This is a genomic window from Micromonospora sp. NPDC049203 (assembly GCF_043197215.1).
Taxonomy (GTDB): Bacteria; Actinomycetota; Actinomycetes; order Mycobacteriales; family Micromonosporaceae; genus Micromonospora.
The window spans coordinates 105,673-121,260 of sequence record NZ_JBICSV010000007.1; the positions used below are offsets into that span (position 1 = coordinate 105,673).

The window sequence follows — 15,588 nt, forward strand, 5'->3', positions numbered from 1 at the left end:
ACATTCCGAGGTATGACTGCGGTCGAACTCCCTGGGGCCGTCGCGTCCCCCCGACCGCCCGACGAGGATCTCGTCCTCGACGTGCGGGATCTGCGTATGCGCTACGGCGCCGTCGACGTGCTGCACGGCGTCGACCTGACCGCCCGGCGGGGCGAGGTGGTGGCGCTGCTCGGGCCCAACGGCGCCGGCAAGACCACCACCATCGAGATCCTCGAAGGCTTCCGGCTGCCCTCGGCCGGCACGGTGCGCGTGCTCGGCACCGACCCCGCACGCGGCGACGAGCGGTGGCGCGCGCGGCTGGGCGTGGTGCTCCAGTCCTGGCGCGACCACGGCAAGTGGCGGGTGCGGGAGCTGCTCGCCCACCTCGGCGACTTCTACGCGCCCTACGCCACCGACCGGATCCCGCGCCCGTGGCCGGTCGACGACCTGCTGGACACCGTCGGGCTGAGCGCGCACGCCGGCAGCCGGGTGGCCCGGCTCTCCGGCGGCCAGCGCCGCCGCCTCGACGTCGCGGTCGGCATCGTCGGCCGGCCGGAACTGCTCTTCCTCGACGAGCCCACCGTCGGCTTCGACCCGGCCGCCCGGCGCGAATTCCACGAGCTGGTGCACCGGCTGGCCGACCTGGACGAGACCACGATCGTGCTGACCACGCACGACCTGGCCGAGGCGGAGAAGCTGGCCGACCGCATCCTCATCCTGGCCGGCGGCCGGATCATCGCCGAGGGCTCACCCGACCAGCTCGCCCGGCGCGTCGCCGGGGACGCCGAGGTGCGCTGGACCCGTGACGGCGAGCGGTACGTGCACGCCACGCCCGACGCCACCGCGTTCCTGCGCGACCTGCTCCGCGAGCACGGCGACCGGATACGCGAGCTGGAGGTGCGCCGGGCCACCCTGGAGGACGCGTACCTGACCCTGGTGCACGAGGAGGAGACGGGTATCCGTACCGGCCGGGCCGAGCGGGTGTGGCAGCAGGAGGCGAACCGATGAACCCGACCACGAACGCGCTGCGGGCCGGGCTGCGGCGCGGCGTCATCGAGCTGCGCGCGACGTTCACCAACGGCCAGGATCTGTGGACCTACTTCTTCCCCACCGTGGTGCTGCTGGTCGCCGTGTTCTGGATGCGCGGCTCGACCGTGCCCGGCACCGACTTCTCCCTCGGTGCCCGTACGCTGCCCAGCGCGCTCGGCATGGGCCTGCTCTTCGGCGGCCTGCTCGGGTTGGCCAACCAGCTCGTCATCGACCGGGAGGACGGCACGCTGCTGCGCGCCAAGGCGATCCCGGACGGCATGCTCGGCTACCTGGTCGGCAAGATCGTGCTGGTCTCGGCGGTCTCGCTGATCGGCGTGGCCATCCAGCTCACGCCCGGCCTGTTCTTCCTGGACGGCCTGCGACTCGGTGACCCGGGCGCGTGGCTCACGCTGGCCTGGGTGGTGCCGCTCGGGCTGGTGGCGACGCTGCCGCTGGGCGCGGTGATCGGCTCGCTGATCGACAACCCGCGCAACATGGGCCTGGTGGTGATGCCGATCTTCGGTCTGATCGCGCTGTCCGGCATCTTCTATCCGATCAACGGCCTGCCCGGTTGGGTGCAGGGCATCGCCCAGGTCTTCCCGCTCTACTGGCTAGGCTTGGGCATGCGCTCGGCGCTGCTCCCGGCCGACCTGGCGGCTGTCGAACTCGGCGGCTCCTGGCGGCACCTGGAGACGCTCGGGGTGCTCGGCGCCTGGGCGGTGCTCGGGCTGGTGCTGGCCCCTGTGGTGCTGCGCCGGATGGCCCGCCGGGAGTCCGGCTCGCGGGTCGCCGCCCGGCGGGAACGGGCCATGCAGCGGGTCGGATGAGAGGGCGGCGATGAGCGAGACCGTGCACAACCGCATCGCGGTGCTGCGCGCCGAACGGGGCGTCTCCCGCCGGCAACTGGCCGACGCGCTCGGTGTGCACTACCAGACCGTGGGTTACCTGGAACGCGGCGAGTTCCGGCCGAGCCTGCACCTGGCGCTGCGCATCGCGGCGTACTTCGAGGTGCCGGTCGAGGTGGTCTTCTCCATCGAGCCGTTCCCGCGCATCGGCGACCCCGCGGCGGCCCGCTCGGCCTGAGCCGGGGGACGGGCGTGGTCGGCCACACGCCCGTCCCCCCGGCCGCCGGAACGTCGGTCCGGCAGGGCAGGATGTACGCCGAGGGGGGTGGCGGTCATGGCGGGGCGGATCCGGGACGAGGACATCGCGCTGGTCCGCGAGCGCACCGCCATCGCGGACGTCATCTCCGAGGTGGTGACGCTCAAGTCGGCCGGCGGCGGCAACCTCAAGGGGCTCTGCCCGTTCCACGACGAGAAGAGCCCGTCGTTCAACGTCTCGCCCGCCCGCAACGTGTTCTACTGCTTCGGCTGCGGGGTCGGCGGCGACGCGATCAAGTTCCTGATGGACGCCGAGCACCTCAGCTTCGTCGAGTCCGTCGAGCGGCTGGCCGCGCGCGCCGGCATCCAGTTGCGCTACGTCGAGGACGACAGGTCCGCGCCGCGTACCCGGCCGCAGCAGGGGCAGCGGCAGCGCCTGATCGCGGCGCACGCCGCCGCCGTCGACTTCTACCGGGCCCAGCTCACCACCGCCGGCGCCCGCCCGGCCCGCGAGTTCCTCGCCGGGCGCGGGTTCGACCGGGCCGCCGCCGAGCGGTACGGCTGCGGCTTCGCCCCGGACGGCTGGGACCTGCTCACCAAGCACCTGCGTCAGCAGGGCTTCACCCACGACGAGCTGGTCACCGCCGGGCTCTCCCGCCCGGCGCGCTCCGGCTCGCTGATCGACCGGTTCCGCCGTCGCCTGATGTGGCCGATCCGGGACATCACCGGCGACGTGATCGGCTTCGGGGCCCGCAAGCTGTTCGACGACGACGACGGCCCGAAATACCTCAACACCCCCGAGACGCCGATCTACAAGAAGTCGCACGTGCTCTACGGCATCGACCAGGCCAAGCGGGAGATCGCCAAGCAGGGCAAGGTGGTGGTCGTCGAGGGCTACACCGACGTGATGGCCTGCCACCTCGCCGACGTGCCGACGGCGGTGGCGACCTGCGGCACCGCGTTCGGCGGCGACCACATCTCGGTGCTGCGCCGGGTGCTGTTCGACAGCGACGAGCGGGCCGGGGAGATCATCTTCACCTTCGACGGCGACGCCGCCGGGCAGAAGGCCGCGCTGCGCGCCTTCGAGGACGACCAGCGCTTCGTCGGGCGTACCTTCATCGCGGTCAGCCCCGACAACATGGACCCGTGCGAGCTGCGCCTGGCAAAGGGCGACCTGGCCGTACGCGACCTGGTGGCCCGCCGCGAGCCGCTGGTGGACTTCGCGCTCCGGCACGTGATCAGCCGGTTCGACCTGGACACCGTCGACGGCCGGGTCGAGGCCATGCGCCGCGCCGCGCCCCTGGTGGCGAAGATCAAGGACCGGGAGAAGCGCCCGGAGTACGTGCGCAAGCTCGCCGGTGACCTCGGCATGGAGATCGAGCCGGTGCAGCGCGCGGTGCTGGCGGCAGCACACGGGCAACCGGGGCCCGGTGCGCCCGCCGCACCCGCACGCCGCGGCCCGGCCGCGCCCGCCGTGGACAGCCCGCGTTCCATGGTGGAGCGGGAGGCGCTGAAGCTGGCGTTGCAGGAGCCGGTCCTGGCCGGCCCGATGTTCGACGCGGTCGAGGCGACCGACTACCAGCACCCGGTGCACGTCGCGGTGCGCGCCGCCGTCGCCGCGGCCGGCGGCGCGTCCGCCGCCACCGGTGGCGCGGTCTGGATCGAGCGGGTCCGCGACGCCTGCGACGACCTGGCCGGGCAGGCGCTGGTCGGCGAGCTGGCGGTGGAGCCGCTGCGCATCGACGGCGAGCCCGACCCGCGGTACGTCTCGATCACCATGGCCCGGCTCCAGTGGAGTTCGGTCACCGGCCGCATCCGCGACCTGAAGTCCAAGATCCAGCGGATCAACCCGGTGAGCAACAAGGACGAGTACTTCGCCCTGTTCGGGGAACTGCTCTCGCTGGAACAGCACGCACGGGCACTGCGCGAGCAGGCCGCCGGAGGATTGTGATGGGACTGTTCAACCGCCGGCCGAAACTCCCGTCGGCAGACCGGCCGCCGCTGGCCGCCGACGAGCGGGTGCTCGCCTGGGCCGCCGCCGGCACCGGCGAGGGCGGCAACGACGGCGTGCTGGTGGCCAGCAACCGCGGGCTGTGGCTGCCCGGCCGGGTGGAGCGCCTCGGCTGGCACGACATCCTCAAGGCGGTCTGGTCCGGCCGCGAACTCACAGTCACCCCGGCCGAACCGGTCGGCGAGCACGACGGCTACCTGGTGGTCGCGGACGGCCTGCCCGAGACGTATCTGCTCGTCGACCCGGGTGACCTGCCGCACCAGGTCCGGGCCCGGGTCACCGGCTCGGTGGCGTACACCTCGCACCACGAGATGCCCGGCGGCTCCGGGCGGATCGCGGCCCGGCGGGTGTCCGGGGTCGACGGGCTGACCTGGACGGTCCGCTACGACCCGGGGACGCCCGACGACGAGGCGGTGACCGCCGAGACCGCCCGGCTGGTAGCGGCGGCGCGGGCCGCCACCGCCCCCGCCGACGCCTGAGGCCTACACCTTGAGGACGTCGACCTCGTAGAGCGGGATGGAGGCGTCGCGGGTGGCCAGGGTCAGGTTCTCCGTGATCGCCTGCGCCACCAGCATCCGGTCGAAGGGATCCCGGTGATGCGGCGGCAGGCGGCCTGCGGTGATGGCGTGGTCGTGGGTCACCGGGAGTTCACGGAAACCCATGTCCCGCACCCGTTCCGCGAGGTCGGGAGGACCGGAGAGCTTTCCCGCCTGCTGCTTGATGGTGATCTCCCAGAGGCTGACCGGGGAGAGGAAGACATCGGGGTCGTGGCGTAGCCGGTCGAGGAACTCGACGGCGAGGGTGGCGTCGCCGGTGATGGCCCAGAGCGCGACGTGGGTGTCCAGCAGCAGGGTCATGCGCCGATCCCGAAGTCGGCGGCGATCTCGGCGTTGGTCTGTGGCGAATCCCAGTCACCCGAGAGGTCCACCTGCCCCGCGAGGGAGCCGATCGCGGTGCGGTCGGTCCGGCGCACCAGCGGTACGACCTTCGCCACCGGGGTGCCCGCCCGGTCGATGATGATCTCTTCGCCGCGTTCCACCCGCTCGATGATGCGCGACAGGTGGGTCTTGGCGTCATGCATGTTGTAGTGCACAGCCTCAGCCGACATGGCGCGCCCTCCTCGGTTAGCTAAGTTCTTAGTTTAGGCACGTGGGCGGGCGCCGTCGAGGAAGAGCGCGACGACCCGGGCGGGTCCGGTCTCGTCGGTGAGGTCGGCCGCGCGGGCCAGGTGCAGGAACGCGTTCATCAGGAACTCCGGTTCGCCGGTGACGGCGCCCTCGGCCCGGGCGTCGGCGAAGAACCGGGTCACCGGCGCCAGCATCAGGGCGACGTAGAGGCCCGAGACGTGCTCGCTGGTCGCGGCGGAGACGAGCGGCAGCGTGTCGTAGATGCGCTGCTCGAACGTGATCGCGTCGCCGTGCTGCCCGGCGGCGACGGTGGCGAGCGCGTGCAGCCGCCGCGGCACGTCGCCGGGGCCGGACAACGCCGCCGAGATCAGGCCGCCGACGTCGCGGATGTACCGTTCCGCCACCGCGATGTAGAGATCTTCCTTCCCGCCGGGGAAGTGGTGGTAGATGGACGGCTTCTGGATGCCGACGCTGCGGCCCACGCCGACCAGGGAGATGCCCTGGTAGCCGGTCGCGGCGAGCTGCTCGGCGAACGCGTCCATGATCTGGGTGCGGGTGTCGGTGGGGCTCATCGGTTCTCTCTCGCGTGGCGGAGGGCGAGGGCGCAGGCGGCGGTTCCGGCGACGGCGAGGACGGCGATCGCCGTGACGCCGATCGGAGCCGCGGTGAGCGCCGCGTCGCCGCCGAGCTGGCGGGCGGTGTCGACGATATAGGTGAGCGGGTTGACGACGGCGATCGCCCGCATCCAGCCGGCCAGTTCGTCGACCGGCGCGAACACGCCGGTGAAGAACGACAGGCCGAACACGGCGAGCGTGACCAGGTTGGTGGCCGACGCCGAGGCGGACCGGATCGCGAGCGCCATGCTCAGCAGCGCGACGCCGAGGCCCAGGGCCAGCATCAGCAGCAGCATCGCGGCGACGCCGGACCAGCTCGCCGGCCGGTAGCCGAGCGCCGTTGCCCCGGCGACGGTCACCGCCATCTGGAGTACGACGGCGACCAGCGCGGCGACGGCCGGGCCGACGAGGAACGGTGTGGTGGTGCCGTGGGCGAGCCGGAGACGGTCCAGGTATCCGCTGGTGAGGTCGCCCAGCACCAGCGTGCCGGCCGCACCCGCGCCGGTGGCGACGCCGGTGAGGAGGATCAGCGGCAGCAGGAACGCGGTGAAGCTCGTCCCGCCCAGGTAGGTGCTGCCGACGGCGTCGAGCTGTCCGGCGTAGACGAGCAGGAAGAACAGGGACTGGGCGACCGGGGCGACCAGCAGCGCGGGCGTACGGAGCACGGCGCGGGTCGAGCGTCCGATCGCCGCGAGGACGACCGGTGCCGGAGACCGGCGGGATGAGGCGACTGCCTGCGGGAGCACGGGTTCGGGCCTTTCGGGTCGCGGTGGGAGCACGCGTCAGCGGGCGGAGAGGGCGACGAAGACGTCGTCGAGGGAGGGCTCGGCGAGGTGGAGACCGGTGATGTCGGCGGCGACGTGGCCGGCCTCGGTCAGGGCGCTCGCCAGGGCCCGCGGATCGTCGGGCACGGCGAGGCGTACCCGGTCCGGGTGATCGGGGTCGGCACGGAACCCGGCCTCGGAGGCGGCGACGAGCGCGTTCGCGGCGGCGGCGCCGGACAGGTCGAGCGTGAGCGTACGGGCGCCGACGCGCTGCTTCAGCGACGCCGGTGAGCCCTGGGCGACCACCCGGCCGTCCCGGAGCACCGCGATCTCCGTGGCCAGCACGTCCGCCTCGTGCAGGTCCTGGGTCGAGATGAGCAGCGACGTTCCGGCCTGGTTGAGGCGGGTCAGCTCGTTCCAGAAGTCGATGCGCGCGAGCGGGTCCAGGCCGGTGGTCGGCTCGTCCAGGATCACCACGGCGGGCTCGGCGACGAGTGCCACGGCCAGGTCCAGCTTGCGGCGGGTGCCGCCGGAGAGCTTGGCGACCCGGGTCGAGCGGTGCTCGCCCAGGCCGAACAGGTCGACGAGTTCCCGCGTGCGGTGGGCCCGCTGCCGGCGTCCCAGCCCGAGCGCCACGCCGTGGAAGTCGAGCACCTCGGCCGGGGAGGCGAGCGGGTCAAGCGCGTTCGACTGCGGCGCGAGGCCGATGAGGCGCCGGGCGTCCCGCGCCTGGGTGACGGTGTCGAACCCGCCGACGCGTACCGAGCCGGACGTCGGGGTGCGCAGCGTCGCGATGATCTCCAGCAGCGTGGACTTGCCCGCGCCGTTGTGGCCGAGCACGACGAACCGGGCGCCGGGCGCGACGGTCAGGTCGAGCGCGCGCAGGGCGTCGCGGCTGCCGTAGGTCTTGGTGAGGGCGGTGGCGAGCACGAGCGGGGTCATGCCGCCACCCTACCGACCGGTCGGTAGGGTGGCCAAATCCGGTTGTCGGCAGGCCAGCCCGCCGTTAGCGTCGCGGCATGTTCGCCACCGACCGGGTCCGCCTGCGCCCGCCCACCCCGGACGACGCGCCGGACATCTTCCGCCTGCACGGCGATCCGGAGCTGCACCTGGTCACCGACGACGAGCCGTTCCTGCCGCACCACGTCGGGCAGGTCCGGGCCCGGCTGGAGAAGCGCGCCGCCGAGCAGCCGGACGCCGGCGCTCCGGTGTCGCTGCTGGCCGAGGCCGTCGCCGACGGCACATTCCTCGGCACCGGCGTGCTGTGGGGCATCAACACCTTCAACGGGTACGCGCACCTCGGCATCACGCTGCTGCCGGACGCGCGTGGCCAGGGCTACGGCACCGAGGTGATCCGGCTGCTCTGCCGGTACGGCTTCCGCAACCGCAACCTGCGCCGCCTGGAGATCGAGACGCTGGCCGGCAACACGGCCATGCGGCGTACCGCCGAGAAGTGCGGCTTCGTCCACGAGGGCACCCAGCGCGACCGCGAGTACGACGGCGACGGCTTCACCGACCTGGTGATCTACGGCCTGCTACGGCGCGACTGGACGCCGTAGCAGGCGGTCTCGCGCTCAGCCGGTGCGGTAGAACCGCTGCGCGCCCGGGTGCAGCGGGATCGGCCGGGTCGCCGCGGCGCTCGCCCGGTTGAAGTTCGCCGCCTCCGGGTGCACCTGGATCAGCTCGCCCTGCCAGGTGAACAGCACCCGGGTCAGGTCGTACGCGAGTTGCTCCGGCATGTCCGCCGCCACCAGGATCACGTTCGCCACAGTGATCGTCGGTGTCGGCTCGGGTGTGCCGTAGACCTCCCTCGGCAGCGTCGCGGTGGTGTAGACCGCGCCGAAGCGCGCGCTCAACGGCTCGATCAGCTCGTTGAGCGGCAGCAGCCGGAACGTGCCCGGAGCGGAGGTGAGCAGGTCCTTGACACCCGGTGTGGGCAGGCCGCCGGAGAAGAACATGGCGTCCAGGCCCTTGGCCCGCATCCGCTTGACCGTCTCCGGCAGCGACAGGTTGAACCGCTGGATGTCCCGGGTCGGGTCGATGCCACCGGCGGTGAGCAGGCGCCCGGCGATGATGTCGGTACCGGACTTCGGCGAACCGGTGGAGATGCGCTTGCCGCGCAGGTCGGCGAAGCTGCGGATCTTGCCGTCGGCGCGGACGATCACGTGGGTGTAGTTGCTGTAGACCCGGGCCAGCGCCCGTACCGGCTGCGGCTGCTTGTCGAACGCGCCGCGCCCGTCGACCGCGTCCGCCGCCGTGTCGGCCAGGCTGAACGCGATCTCCATGTCCCCGCTCGCCACCCGGGTGATGTTCTCCACCGACGCGCCGGTCGGCTCCGCCCGCGCCTCGTACCCGGGCAGGTGGCGGGTGATCAGGTCGGCGTACCCGCCGCCGAGCTGGTAGTAGACGCCCGTGGTGTTGCCGGTGGCCAGGAAGATCCGGCCGCCGTGCCACGCCTCGGGGGCGGAGTCCTCGGCCGCGCAGCCGGCGGTCACCAGCACCGCCGTCATCAGCGCGGCCACCAGCCGCAGCGGCCGGCCGGTCACCGGCGGACCGCCGGTTCCAGCGCCTCCGCGACCCGCTGCACCAGCGTCGCCGTCTCGTAACCGATCTGGCCCAGGTCGCAGCCGGGCGCGGCCAGCACACCCAGCAGCGCCCGTTCGCCCACCGCCATCACCAGCATCACGCCGCCGTCCATGTCCACGATCTGCTGGCGTACCCGGCCGGCGGACATCAGCCGGGCCGCGCCCACGGTCAGGCTCGCCAGTCCGCTGATCACCGCCGAGAGCTGGTCTACCTGGTCGAGGGAGAGGTCCGGCGAGGACGCCAGCCGCAGTCCGTCCTCGGAGACGGCGAGCGCGTGTGAGACGTCCGGCACCTGCTCGGCGAAGTTCGCCAGCAGCCAGTCCAGTCCCGTGGAGGACGGTGAGGTCATGGTCTTCTCCCGTTGGGTGTGGTGTTCGGGGCACGGCGCGTGGCGCTGGCCACCCCCTCGGCGAGGGCGGACAGCCGGGCGCGTACCACTTCGGGGTCGAGCAGATCGGTCGCCGGCGGCGGCGCGACGGCGCCCGGCATCTGCTCGGGCAGGTGCCCGCCCACCGGCCGCCGGGGCAGCCCGGCGGCGGTGGTCGGCACGGGCGTCGGCGGCGTGCTCACCGGCCGGATCCGCGCCGCGCTCGGTGCCAGCAAGGCGCCACCGGGCGTGCGGACGGCGGCGACCCCGCGCACCGGGCCGACGGCTGCCGGAGCCGCGGTGACCAGGTCACGGGAGCCGGCCGCCGACCGTGCGGCGGGCCCCGCCTTGAACCAGGCTGCGGCGCGCGGTCGCCGCTCCACAACCGGCCGGGACGCCACCGACTCCACCCGGGTCAGCACCGACTCCGGTACGTCGACCTGCGCCACCGTGCCGGTGCCGGGGTTGTGCAACTGCACCCGGATGCCGTGCCGCGCGGCCAGGTGGGCCACCACGTGCAGGCCCATGCTGCCCGCCGCGGCGCTGGAGAGCGTGGCCGGCGCGGCCAGCCGCTCGTTGATCTCGGCAAGCCGGCTCTCGCTGACGCCGATGCCCTGGTCGTGTACGCGCAGCACCAGCCCGTCGACTGTGCGCCGCCCGTCGACGAGCACCCGGGCGTCAGGTGGCGAGTAGACGGTGGCGTTCTCCAGCAGCTCGGCCAGCAGGTGCACCAGGTTGCCGGCCGCCGCGCCGTGCACCGCCGCGGTCGGCACGTCGATCTCCACCCGCGGATAGTCCTCGATCTCGGAGGCCGCCGCCCGCACCACGTCGTCGAGCAGCAACGCGCCCTCGTGGCCCCGGCCGGGCTCGCCACCGGCGAGCACCAGCAGGTTCTCCCCGTTGCGCCGCAGCCGGGCGGCGAGGTGGTCGAGCGCGAACAGCCGGGCCAGCGCGTCCGGGTCGGTCTCCTCGCGCTCGAAGTCGTCGAGCAGCCGCAGCTGCCGGGTGATGAGCGTACGGATGCGGCGGGCCAGCGCCTCCGCCATCCGGGTCACGTCCAGCCGCAACTCGGCCTGCTGCCCGGCCAGCCGCAACGCCGCCCGGTTCACCGTGTCGAACGCCTCGGCGACCTGCGCCACCTCGTCCTGGCCACGCCGGATCCCGTCGGTCATCCGGGTCGCCGGACCCTCGGCGGGTGTCCGCTCGCCCGCCGCGATCGCGGTGATCCGTTCCGGCAGCTCCCGGTTCGCCATGGTCAGGGCGGCTACCCGCAGCCGGCGCAGCCGCCGGCTGGTGCGTACCGCCAGCAGCACGGCGGTGACCAGCGAGCCGAGCGCGACTGTGCTCGTCGCGCCAGCTGTCAGCACCGCACGCACCCGGGCCGCGCCGGCCAGGTCTGCCGCGTCCCGGTCCAGCCCGTCGGTCAGGTCACGGCCGAGCAGGTTGTACCGGCGGATCGCACCGCTCTGCGCCACGTACCAGGCGTCACCGTCGGTCTTCACCGTGCCCGGCGCGCCGTCGGAGTCGAGCACGGCGTCACCTATCCGGCGGGCAGTGGTCACGTCGGTGCCGTCGACCAGGCGGTACCAGGCCCTGTTCGCCGGGGCGGAGGCGATCCGCAGGAACTCGGCCTGCCGCTGCTCCCGGGCGCCCCGCAGCCGGCCCAGCCGGGCCAGTTCGCCACTTTGCAGTCCACCCCGGACGAACACCGCCCGCAGCAGGTCGCGCTCCAGCGCGGACAGATGCTCCTGGGCGGCCACCGAGGCCACCTCGCGCGCCTGGTTGGCCAGGCCGGCGTCGCGGAGCTGGCTCGGCAGCGCGTCCGCGACCGCGAGCAGCGACTCCACCAGCGACACGTATGCGGGATCGCCACGCTCACCGGCCAGGGCCAGATCCCGGGTGGGCGCGAGCTGTTCCAGACGCCCGCGCGCGTCGTCCAGCACCCCGGCCAGATCGGGGGCGGCCCGGCGCGCGTCCCCCTGGGCCGAGCGGTAGCGCTCCACGGCCGTGTCCACCCGGCGGCGCTGCGCGTCCACGAGCGGGCGGCCGGACGTGCCACCGCGCTGACGCAACGCGGCCGTCTCGGCCAGTTCGCGTTCCAGCTCGTGCACCAGCCGCACGGTCGCGGTGGCCGTGCCGGCCAGGACGCGTGCCCGGTCGGCGTCGGCGGACGCGTCGAGCGCGGCGCCGGTCTGCGCCGTCCCCAGCACGATCAGGCCGGCGGTGGCCACCAGGATCGGGGCCAGCAGTTGGACGCGGACCGAGCGGAGGCGTCCGGTGCGGTCCGCGGAGCGGTGATGCCGGCGTACGCGAGCCGGGTGGGGCAGCGGCACGGGGGTCTCCGGGTCGGGTCGGTGGGCCGGGCCCGGACGCACGTCCGGGCCCGGCCCGTTCGGGTCAGCTCGCGCCGAGGTCGCTCAGCGCCCGCTCCGCGCCACGGTGCAGCGGCACCGGGTCGGTCTTGCGTGCGTTGCCCAGCTCGATGCCCTTCGCCGCCGGGTTCGCCTGGGCCAGGGCGTCCTTGGAGTCGAAGACCGTCCGGGTGATCGCGCAGGCCACGTCGGCGTCCAGGTTGTCCCGCACCAGCAGCACGTTCGGCACCACGATGGTGGGCACGTCGGCCGGGGTCCGGTAGACGTCCTTGCCGATGGTGCCGGCCTGGTACGCCGGGTTCAGCTCGGCCATCTTCGGCAGCAGCGGGCTGATGTCGAGGAACTTCACCTTGTCACCGGACGTGGTGAACAGGTCGGTGACCCCGCCGGTCGGGACGCCGCCGGACCAGAAGAAGCCGTCGACGCTGCCGTCCTTCATGCCGTCGACGGTCTTGGTGAGGTCCAGCCGCTGCGCCTGGACGTCCTTTGCCGGGTCCAGCCCGGCGGCGGTGAGCAGCCGGTTGGCGATGACCTCGGTGCCGGACTTGGGCGAGCCGGTGGAGATCTTCTTGCCCTTCATGTCGGCCACCGACGTGATCCCCGCGTCGGCGCGGACCACCACCTGGGTGTAGTTGTCGTAGATCCGGGCCAGCGCCTTGACCGGCTGTGGCGAGCTGAAGCTCCCCTTGCCCTGCACCGCGTTGACAGCGGTGTCGAACAGGGAGAACGCCACGTCGTACTGGCCGGCGACGAGCTGTTCGACGTTCTGCACCGAGGCGCCGGTCTCGGCGGCCGTCCCGGTGAGCTTGCCGTCGGTGGCCTTGCTCAGCTCACCGGCGAGCGCGTTGCCGACCACGTAGTACACGCCGGTGGCGTTGCCGGTGGCGATGCCGACCCGGGTGTCCTTGGTGACCTTGCAGCTGACCTCGCGGGCGGCGTCGTCCTTCGCCGCGCCGTCCTGACGGCCCCCGCAGCCGGCGGCACCGGCGGCGACCAGGACGAGCGCTCCGACACCCGCCACTATCCTCGCGTCGATCCGTCCCACTCTCTCTCCTCCCCATGGTCCACGGATTTTTCGACCGACGGGTGGCCGGCGTGCCCGGCGGCGCCACGTCGGACGTACACGCCCGCGACCGCGAGCGCGGTGAGCGCCGCGCCGATCGCCATGGGCAGCGGTTCCAGCCAGAGCAGCACCAGTCCGGCGAACGCGCCGACGATCCGCTCCGGCGCGCCGGCCGGGCCCACACCGGGGAGCCAGCCACCGGCCGCGACCGCCAGCACGGCCACGCCCAGCGCCGACACCAGGCCGGCGGTCACGATCCGCCCGGCGCCGCCGATGCCGAGCAGCCCGAGACCGGTCGGCGTGACCACGAAGGCCAGCGGGATCAGGTACGCCGGCAGCGCGTACCGCAGGGTCTGCCACATGGTCGGCACCAGCCGGCCGCCGGTGACGGCGGCGGCGGCGACCGCTGCGAGCGCGGTCGGCGGCGAGACCTCGGACAGCACCGCGAAGTAGAAGACGAACATGGCCGCGGCGGGCGCGGCGACGCCCAGGTTCAGCAGCGCCGGACCGATGATCACCCAGCCGATGACGAAGGACGCGGTGACCGGCACGGCGAGGCCGAGCAGGCTCAACGCGACGGCGGCGAGCACGGCGGTCAGCGCCAGCACCACGGCCGGCTCGGAACTGACCGACTGCGCGCCGTCGATCAGCAGCGCGGCGGCCTGCGGCCCGAGGCCGGTCTTCGTGGTGGTGGCGGTGATGATGCCGGCCGCGGCACAGACGGCGCTCACCGCGAGCACCCCGCGTACGCCGTCGCGCAGCGCCGCCACCAGCCGGGCGGGCGTGAGCCGGTGCCGCCGGTCCAGGAAGGACAGCACCGCCGCGATCACTGTGGCGATGACCACCGCCCGCGTCGCCGAGGCGCCGAGCGCCAGCACCAGGATGATCACGAGAAGCGAGAGGAAGTGATAGCCGAAGCGGGCCAGCAGCCGCCAGGCCGAGCCGGTGTCGATGACCACCGGCCGGACGCCGGAGCGCCGGGCGTCGATCTCGACGGAGAGCAGGATCCCCAGGTAGTAGAGGATCGTCGGCACGGTGGCCCAGCCGAGCACCTGGAGGTAGGACACACCCAGGTACTCGGCGATGATGAACGCCGCGGCGCCGAGCGTGGGCGGCGACAGGATCGCCCCGACTCCGGCGGCGGCGAGCATGCCGCCCGCGCGTTCGGCCGGGTAGCCGGCGCGGCGCAGGATCGGCCAGGTCACCGCGCCGATGCTGACGGTGGTGGCGGCGCCGGAACCGGAGACCGTGCCGAGCAGGAAGCCCGAGGCGACGGCGGTGCGCCCGGCGGCCGTCCGGGAGCGGCGGAACGCGGCCGCGGACAGCTCCACGAAGAACCGGCCCGCGCCGGACAGGTCGAGCACCGCGCCGTAGATGGTGAACAGCACGATGTACGAGGCGGCCACGTCCAGCGGGGTGCCGTAGAAGCCGCTGTCGGAGTTGTAGAACGCGTCGACGAGCTGCCCGAAGTCGAGCCCCGCGTGCGCCACCGGCCAGCCCTGCGGCAGCAGCCCGCCGTAGTAGCCGTACCCGAGGAACAGCACGCAGACCGCCGGCAGGATCCAGCCGGTGGTGCGCCGGCACGCCTCCAGCAGCAGGAGCAGCAGCCCGGTGCCGAACGCCACGTCCAGCGGATCCAGCAGGCCCTGCCGGTCGAGGAAGGCGTCGTAGCCGCCGCCACCGGCGCCGACGGTGACCGGCAGTACCGGGTAGAGGCAGACCACGAGCGCCGCGGCGGCCAGCAGCCAGTCCACAGGCGTCGGTCCGTGCCGGTCGTCCACCTCGGTCGCCGTGCGGCGCAGCCGCACCCCCGAGGGGTACGCGAGGAAAACCATCGGCAGGATGCCGGCCAGGAAGAAGATGAGGTAGTACTTGCTGCCCTGGGCCAGCGGGAAGAACACCTGCCAGAGCGTCAGCAGCCCGACCGCGACGGTGACGCCGGTGAAGAGGAGCCCGACCGGCCCGGCGAGCACCCGTCCCGGCTTCTCCTCCTCGAACCGGGCCGCCAGTTCCCGGGCGTCCTTCGTCTGTTCCAGGCTCTGGCCGGGGGTGTGGGTGTCGCTTCCGCCGGGGCTGTGCTGCTCGTCCGTCCGGTGCTGCTCGTCCGTCCGGTGCCGCTCGTCCGTGCTGTGCTGCTCGGCCGCGGCGTGGTGTTCGGCCCGGCTGTGGTGGTGCGTCTCGCCCGGCCCGTCGTCGGCCCACTCGGGGCCGGCCACGCTCCCGTCGTCCGGAGGCAGCGGCACCACCTCGGCGTCCACGTCGGACCCCGGTCGTCCGTCGGACGGCGGCCGGGGTTTGGGGGGAGTCGCGTCGGGGGGGCGAACGGACGGCACGAGGGGGCACGATACGCGAATAGCGCGCATGGTGGGAACATTGCCGATCGTGATTGCAATGAGTGACGGAATGGGGCTTCGCTCACTCATGGGACTCATTTCTTGAAACCGTTTCGCAATGGCTGAGGGCGGTCTCTCGCAGCTCACTCACGACTGTGGGCGGGCGGTTTCTGCAACGATGCAAACGCGTTCCCCTGGAACTGCTGCCGTCACGGAACGTGGTCGATAGGTCCGGTGTCCTCT

The 15,588-nt window shown here is 73.2% G+C and carries 16 protein-coding genes; 6 read left to right on the plus strand and 10 right to left on the minus strand.

Annotated features, from left to right (window positions below; translation table 11 throughout):
• The first annotated feature begins 12 nt into the window (after positions 1-12).
• The 5 genes from ACGFIA_RS20145 to ACGFIA_RS20165 all read left to right on the plus strand — a co-directional run bounded on the left by ACGFIA_RS20145 (position 13) and on the right by ACGFIA_RS20165 (position 4,598).
• Positions 13-987, plus strand: a complete 975-nt coding sequence (locus ACGFIA_RS20145) for an ABC transporter ATP-binding protein (protein ID WP_357388652.1) — start codon at positions 13-15, stop codon at positions 985-987.
• Complete coding sequence (locus ACGFIA_RS20150; RefSeq protein WP_357388650.1) at positions 984-1,835, plus strand: ABC transporter permease; 852 nt, start codon at positions 984-986, stop codon at positions 1,833-1,835. Before ACGFIA_RS20145 ends, ACGFIA_RS20150 begins: the two co-directional genes overlap by 4 nt.
• A gap of 10 nt (positions 1,836-1,845) precedes the next feature.
• Positions 1,846-2,091: a helix-turn-helix transcriptional regulator gene (locus ACGFIA_RS20155; RefSeq protein ID WP_357388648.1), complete on the plus strand. Its 246-nt coding sequence runs from the start codon at positions 1,846-1,848 to the stop codon at positions 2,089-2,091.
• Positions 2,092-2,187: 96 nt separating this feature from the next.
• The gene (gene dnaG / locus ACGFIA_RS20160) at positions 2,188-4,059 is read left to right on the plus strand and encodes a DNA primase (RefSeq protein ID WP_357388646.1); all 1,872 of its coding nucleotides are present in this window, start codon (positions 2,188-2,190) and stop codon (positions 4,057-4,059) included.
• The gene (locus ACGFIA_RS20165; protein ID WP_357388644.1) at positions 4,059-4,598 is read left to right on the plus strand and encodes a hypothetical protein; all 540 of its coding nucleotides are present in this window, start codon (positions 4,059-4,061) and stop codon (positions 4,596-4,598) included. The genes dnaG and ACGFIA_RS20165 overlap by 1 nt, the downstream gene beginning before the upstream one ends.
• A gap of 3 nt (positions 4,599-4,601) precedes the next feature.
• Here ACGFIA_RS20165 and ACGFIA_RS20170 read toward each other — a convergent pair whose 3' ends face one another.
• Genes ACGFIA_RS20170 through ACGFIA_RS20190 form a run of 5 tightly spaced genes read right to left on the minus strand, consistent with a single transcriptional unit; the run spans position 4,602 to position 7,566 of the window.
• Positions 4,602-4,976 carry a type II toxin-antitoxin system VapC family toxin gene (locus ACGFIA_RS20170; protein ID WP_357388642.1) on the minus strand — a complete coding sequence of 125 codons (375 nt, stop codon included), beginning with the start codon at positions 4,974-4,976 and terminating at the stop codon, positions 4,602-4,604.
• A complete protein-coding gene (locus tag ACGFIA_RS20175; RefSeq protein ID WP_043329066.1) occupies positions 4,973-5,227 on the minus strand; it encodes a type II toxin-antitoxin system Phd/YefM family antitoxin in 255 nt (84 codons plus the stop codon). Before ACGFIA_RS20175 ends, ACGFIA_RS20170 begins: the two co-directional genes overlap by 4 nt.
• 33 nt (positions 5,228-5,260) lie before the next feature.
• A complete protein-coding gene (locus tag ACGFIA_RS20180; RefSeq protein ID WP_357388640.1) occupies positions 5,261-5,818 on the minus strand; it encodes a TetR/AcrR family transcriptional regulator in 558 nt (185 codons plus the stop codon).
• Complete coding sequence (locus ACGFIA_RS20185; protein ID WP_393261375.1) at positions 5,815-6,639, minus strand: ABC transporter permease; 825 nt, start codon at positions 6,637-6,639, stop codon at positions 5,815-5,817. Before ACGFIA_RS20185 ends, ACGFIA_RS20180 begins: the two co-directional genes overlap by 4 nt.
• 3 nt (positions 6,640-6,642) lie before the next feature.
• A complete protein-coding gene (locus tag ACGFIA_RS20190; protein ID WP_357388636.1) occupies positions 6,643-7,566 on the minus strand; it encodes an ABC transporter ATP-binding protein in 924 nt (307 codons plus the stop codon).
• A gap of 77 nt (positions 7,567-7,643) precedes the next feature.
• Between ACGFIA_RS20190 and ACGFIA_RS20195 the strand changes: the two genes are divergently transcribed.
• The gene (locus tag ACGFIA_RS20195) at positions 7,644-8,183 is read left to right on the plus strand and encodes a GNAT family protein (RefSeq protein WP_357388634.1); all 540 of its coding nucleotides are present in this window, start codon (positions 7,644-7,646) and stop codon (positions 8,181-8,183) included.
• A 15-nt stretch (positions 8,184-8,198) separates the two neighbouring features.
• On the opposite strand, the gene ACGFIA_RS20200 is transcribed toward ACGFIA_RS20195, so the two are convergent.
• The 5 genes from ACGFIA_RS20200 to ACGFIA_RS20220 form a co-directional block, all read right to left on the minus strand.
• The gene (locus ACGFIA_RS20200) at positions 8,199-9,170 is read right to left on the minus strand and encodes a TAXI family TRAP transporter solute-binding subunit (protein WP_357388632.1); all 972 of its coding nucleotides are present in this window, start codon (positions 9,168-9,170) and stop codon (positions 8,199-8,201) included.
• Positions 9,167-9,559: a roadblock/LC7 domain-containing protein gene (locus ACGFIA_RS20205; RefSeq protein ID WP_357388630.1), complete on the minus strand. Its 393-nt coding sequence runs from the start codon at positions 9,557-9,559 to the stop codon at positions 9,167-9,169. Before ACGFIA_RS20205 ends, ACGFIA_RS20200 begins: the two co-directional genes overlap by 4 nt.
• Positions 9,556-11,910 carry a sensor histidine kinase gene (locus ACGFIA_RS20210; RefSeq protein WP_357388628.1) on the minus strand — a complete coding sequence of 785 codons (2,355 nt, stop codon included), beginning with the start codon at positions 11,908-11,910 and terminating at the stop codon, positions 9,556-9,558. Before ACGFIA_RS20210 ends, ACGFIA_RS20205 begins: the two co-directional genes overlap by 4 nt.
• 64 nt (positions 11,911-11,974) lie before the next feature.
• Positions 11,975-12,994, minus strand: a complete 1,020-nt coding sequence (locus ACGFIA_RS20215) for a TAXI family TRAP transporter solute-binding subunit (protein WP_357470605.1) — start codon at positions 12,992-12,994, stop codon at positions 11,975-11,977.
• Positions 12,970-15,270 (minus strand): TRAP transporter fused permease subunit, encoded by a 2,301-nt coding sequence (locus tag ACGFIA_RS20220; RefSeq protein WP_357470601.1) that lies wholly within the window; start codon positions 15,268-15,270, stop codon positions 12,970-12,972. The genes ACGFIA_RS20215 and ACGFIA_RS20220 overlap by 25 nt, the downstream gene beginning before the upstream one ends.
• Between the last annotated feature and the right edge of the window lie 318 nt (positions 15,271-15,588).

What these genes read in the sequence shown, in the direction of transcription:
- ACGFIA_RS20145 (WP_357388652.1), top strand. Translation starts at nt 13, where the DNA reads ATGACTGCGGTCGAACTCCCTGGGGCCGTCGCGTCCCCCCGACCGCCC.
- ACGFIA_RS20150 (WP_357388650.1), top strand. Translation starts at nt 984, where the DNA reads ATGAACCCGACCACGAACGCGCTGCGGGCCGGGCTGCGGCGCGGCGTC.
- ACGFIA_RS20155 (WP_357388648.1), top strand. Translation starts at nt 1,846, where the DNA reads ATGAGCGAGACCGTGCACAACCGCATCGCGGTGCTGCGCGCCGAACGG.
- dnaG (WP_357388646.1), top strand. Translation starts at nt 2,188, where the DNA reads ATGGCGGGGCGGATCCGGGACGAGGACATCGCGCTGGTCCGCGAGCGC.
- ACGFIA_RS20165 (WP_357388644.1), top strand. Translation starts at nt 4,059, where the DNA reads ATGGGACTGTTCAACCGCCGGCCGAAACTCCCGTCGGCAGACCGGCCG.
- ACGFIA_RS20170 (WP_357388642.1), bottom strand. Translation starts at nt 4,976, where the DNA reads ATGACCCTGCTGCTGGACACCCACGTCGCGCTCTGGGCCATCACCGGC.
- ACGFIA_RS20175 (WP_043329066.1), bottom strand. Translation starts at nt 5,227, where the DNA reads ATGTCGGCTGAGGCTGTGCACTACAACATGCATGACGCCAAGACCCAC.
- ACGFIA_RS20180 (WP_357388640.1), bottom strand. Translation starts at nt 5,818, where the DNA reads ATGAGCCCCACCGACACCCGCACCCAGATCATGGACGCGTTCGCCGAG.
- ACGFIA_RS20190 (WP_357388636.1), bottom strand. Translation starts at nt 7,566, where the DNA reads ATGACCCCGCTCGTGCTCGCCACCGCCCTCACCAAGACCTACGGCAGC.
- ACGFIA_RS20195 (WP_357388634.1), top strand. Translation starts at nt 7,644, where the DNA reads ATGTTCGCCACCGACCGGGTCCGCCTGCGCCCGCCCACCCCGGACGAC.
- ACGFIA_RS20205 (WP_357388630.1), bottom strand. Translation starts at nt 9,559, where the DNA reads ATGACCTCACCGTCCTCCACGGGACTGGACTGGCTGCTGGCGAACTTC.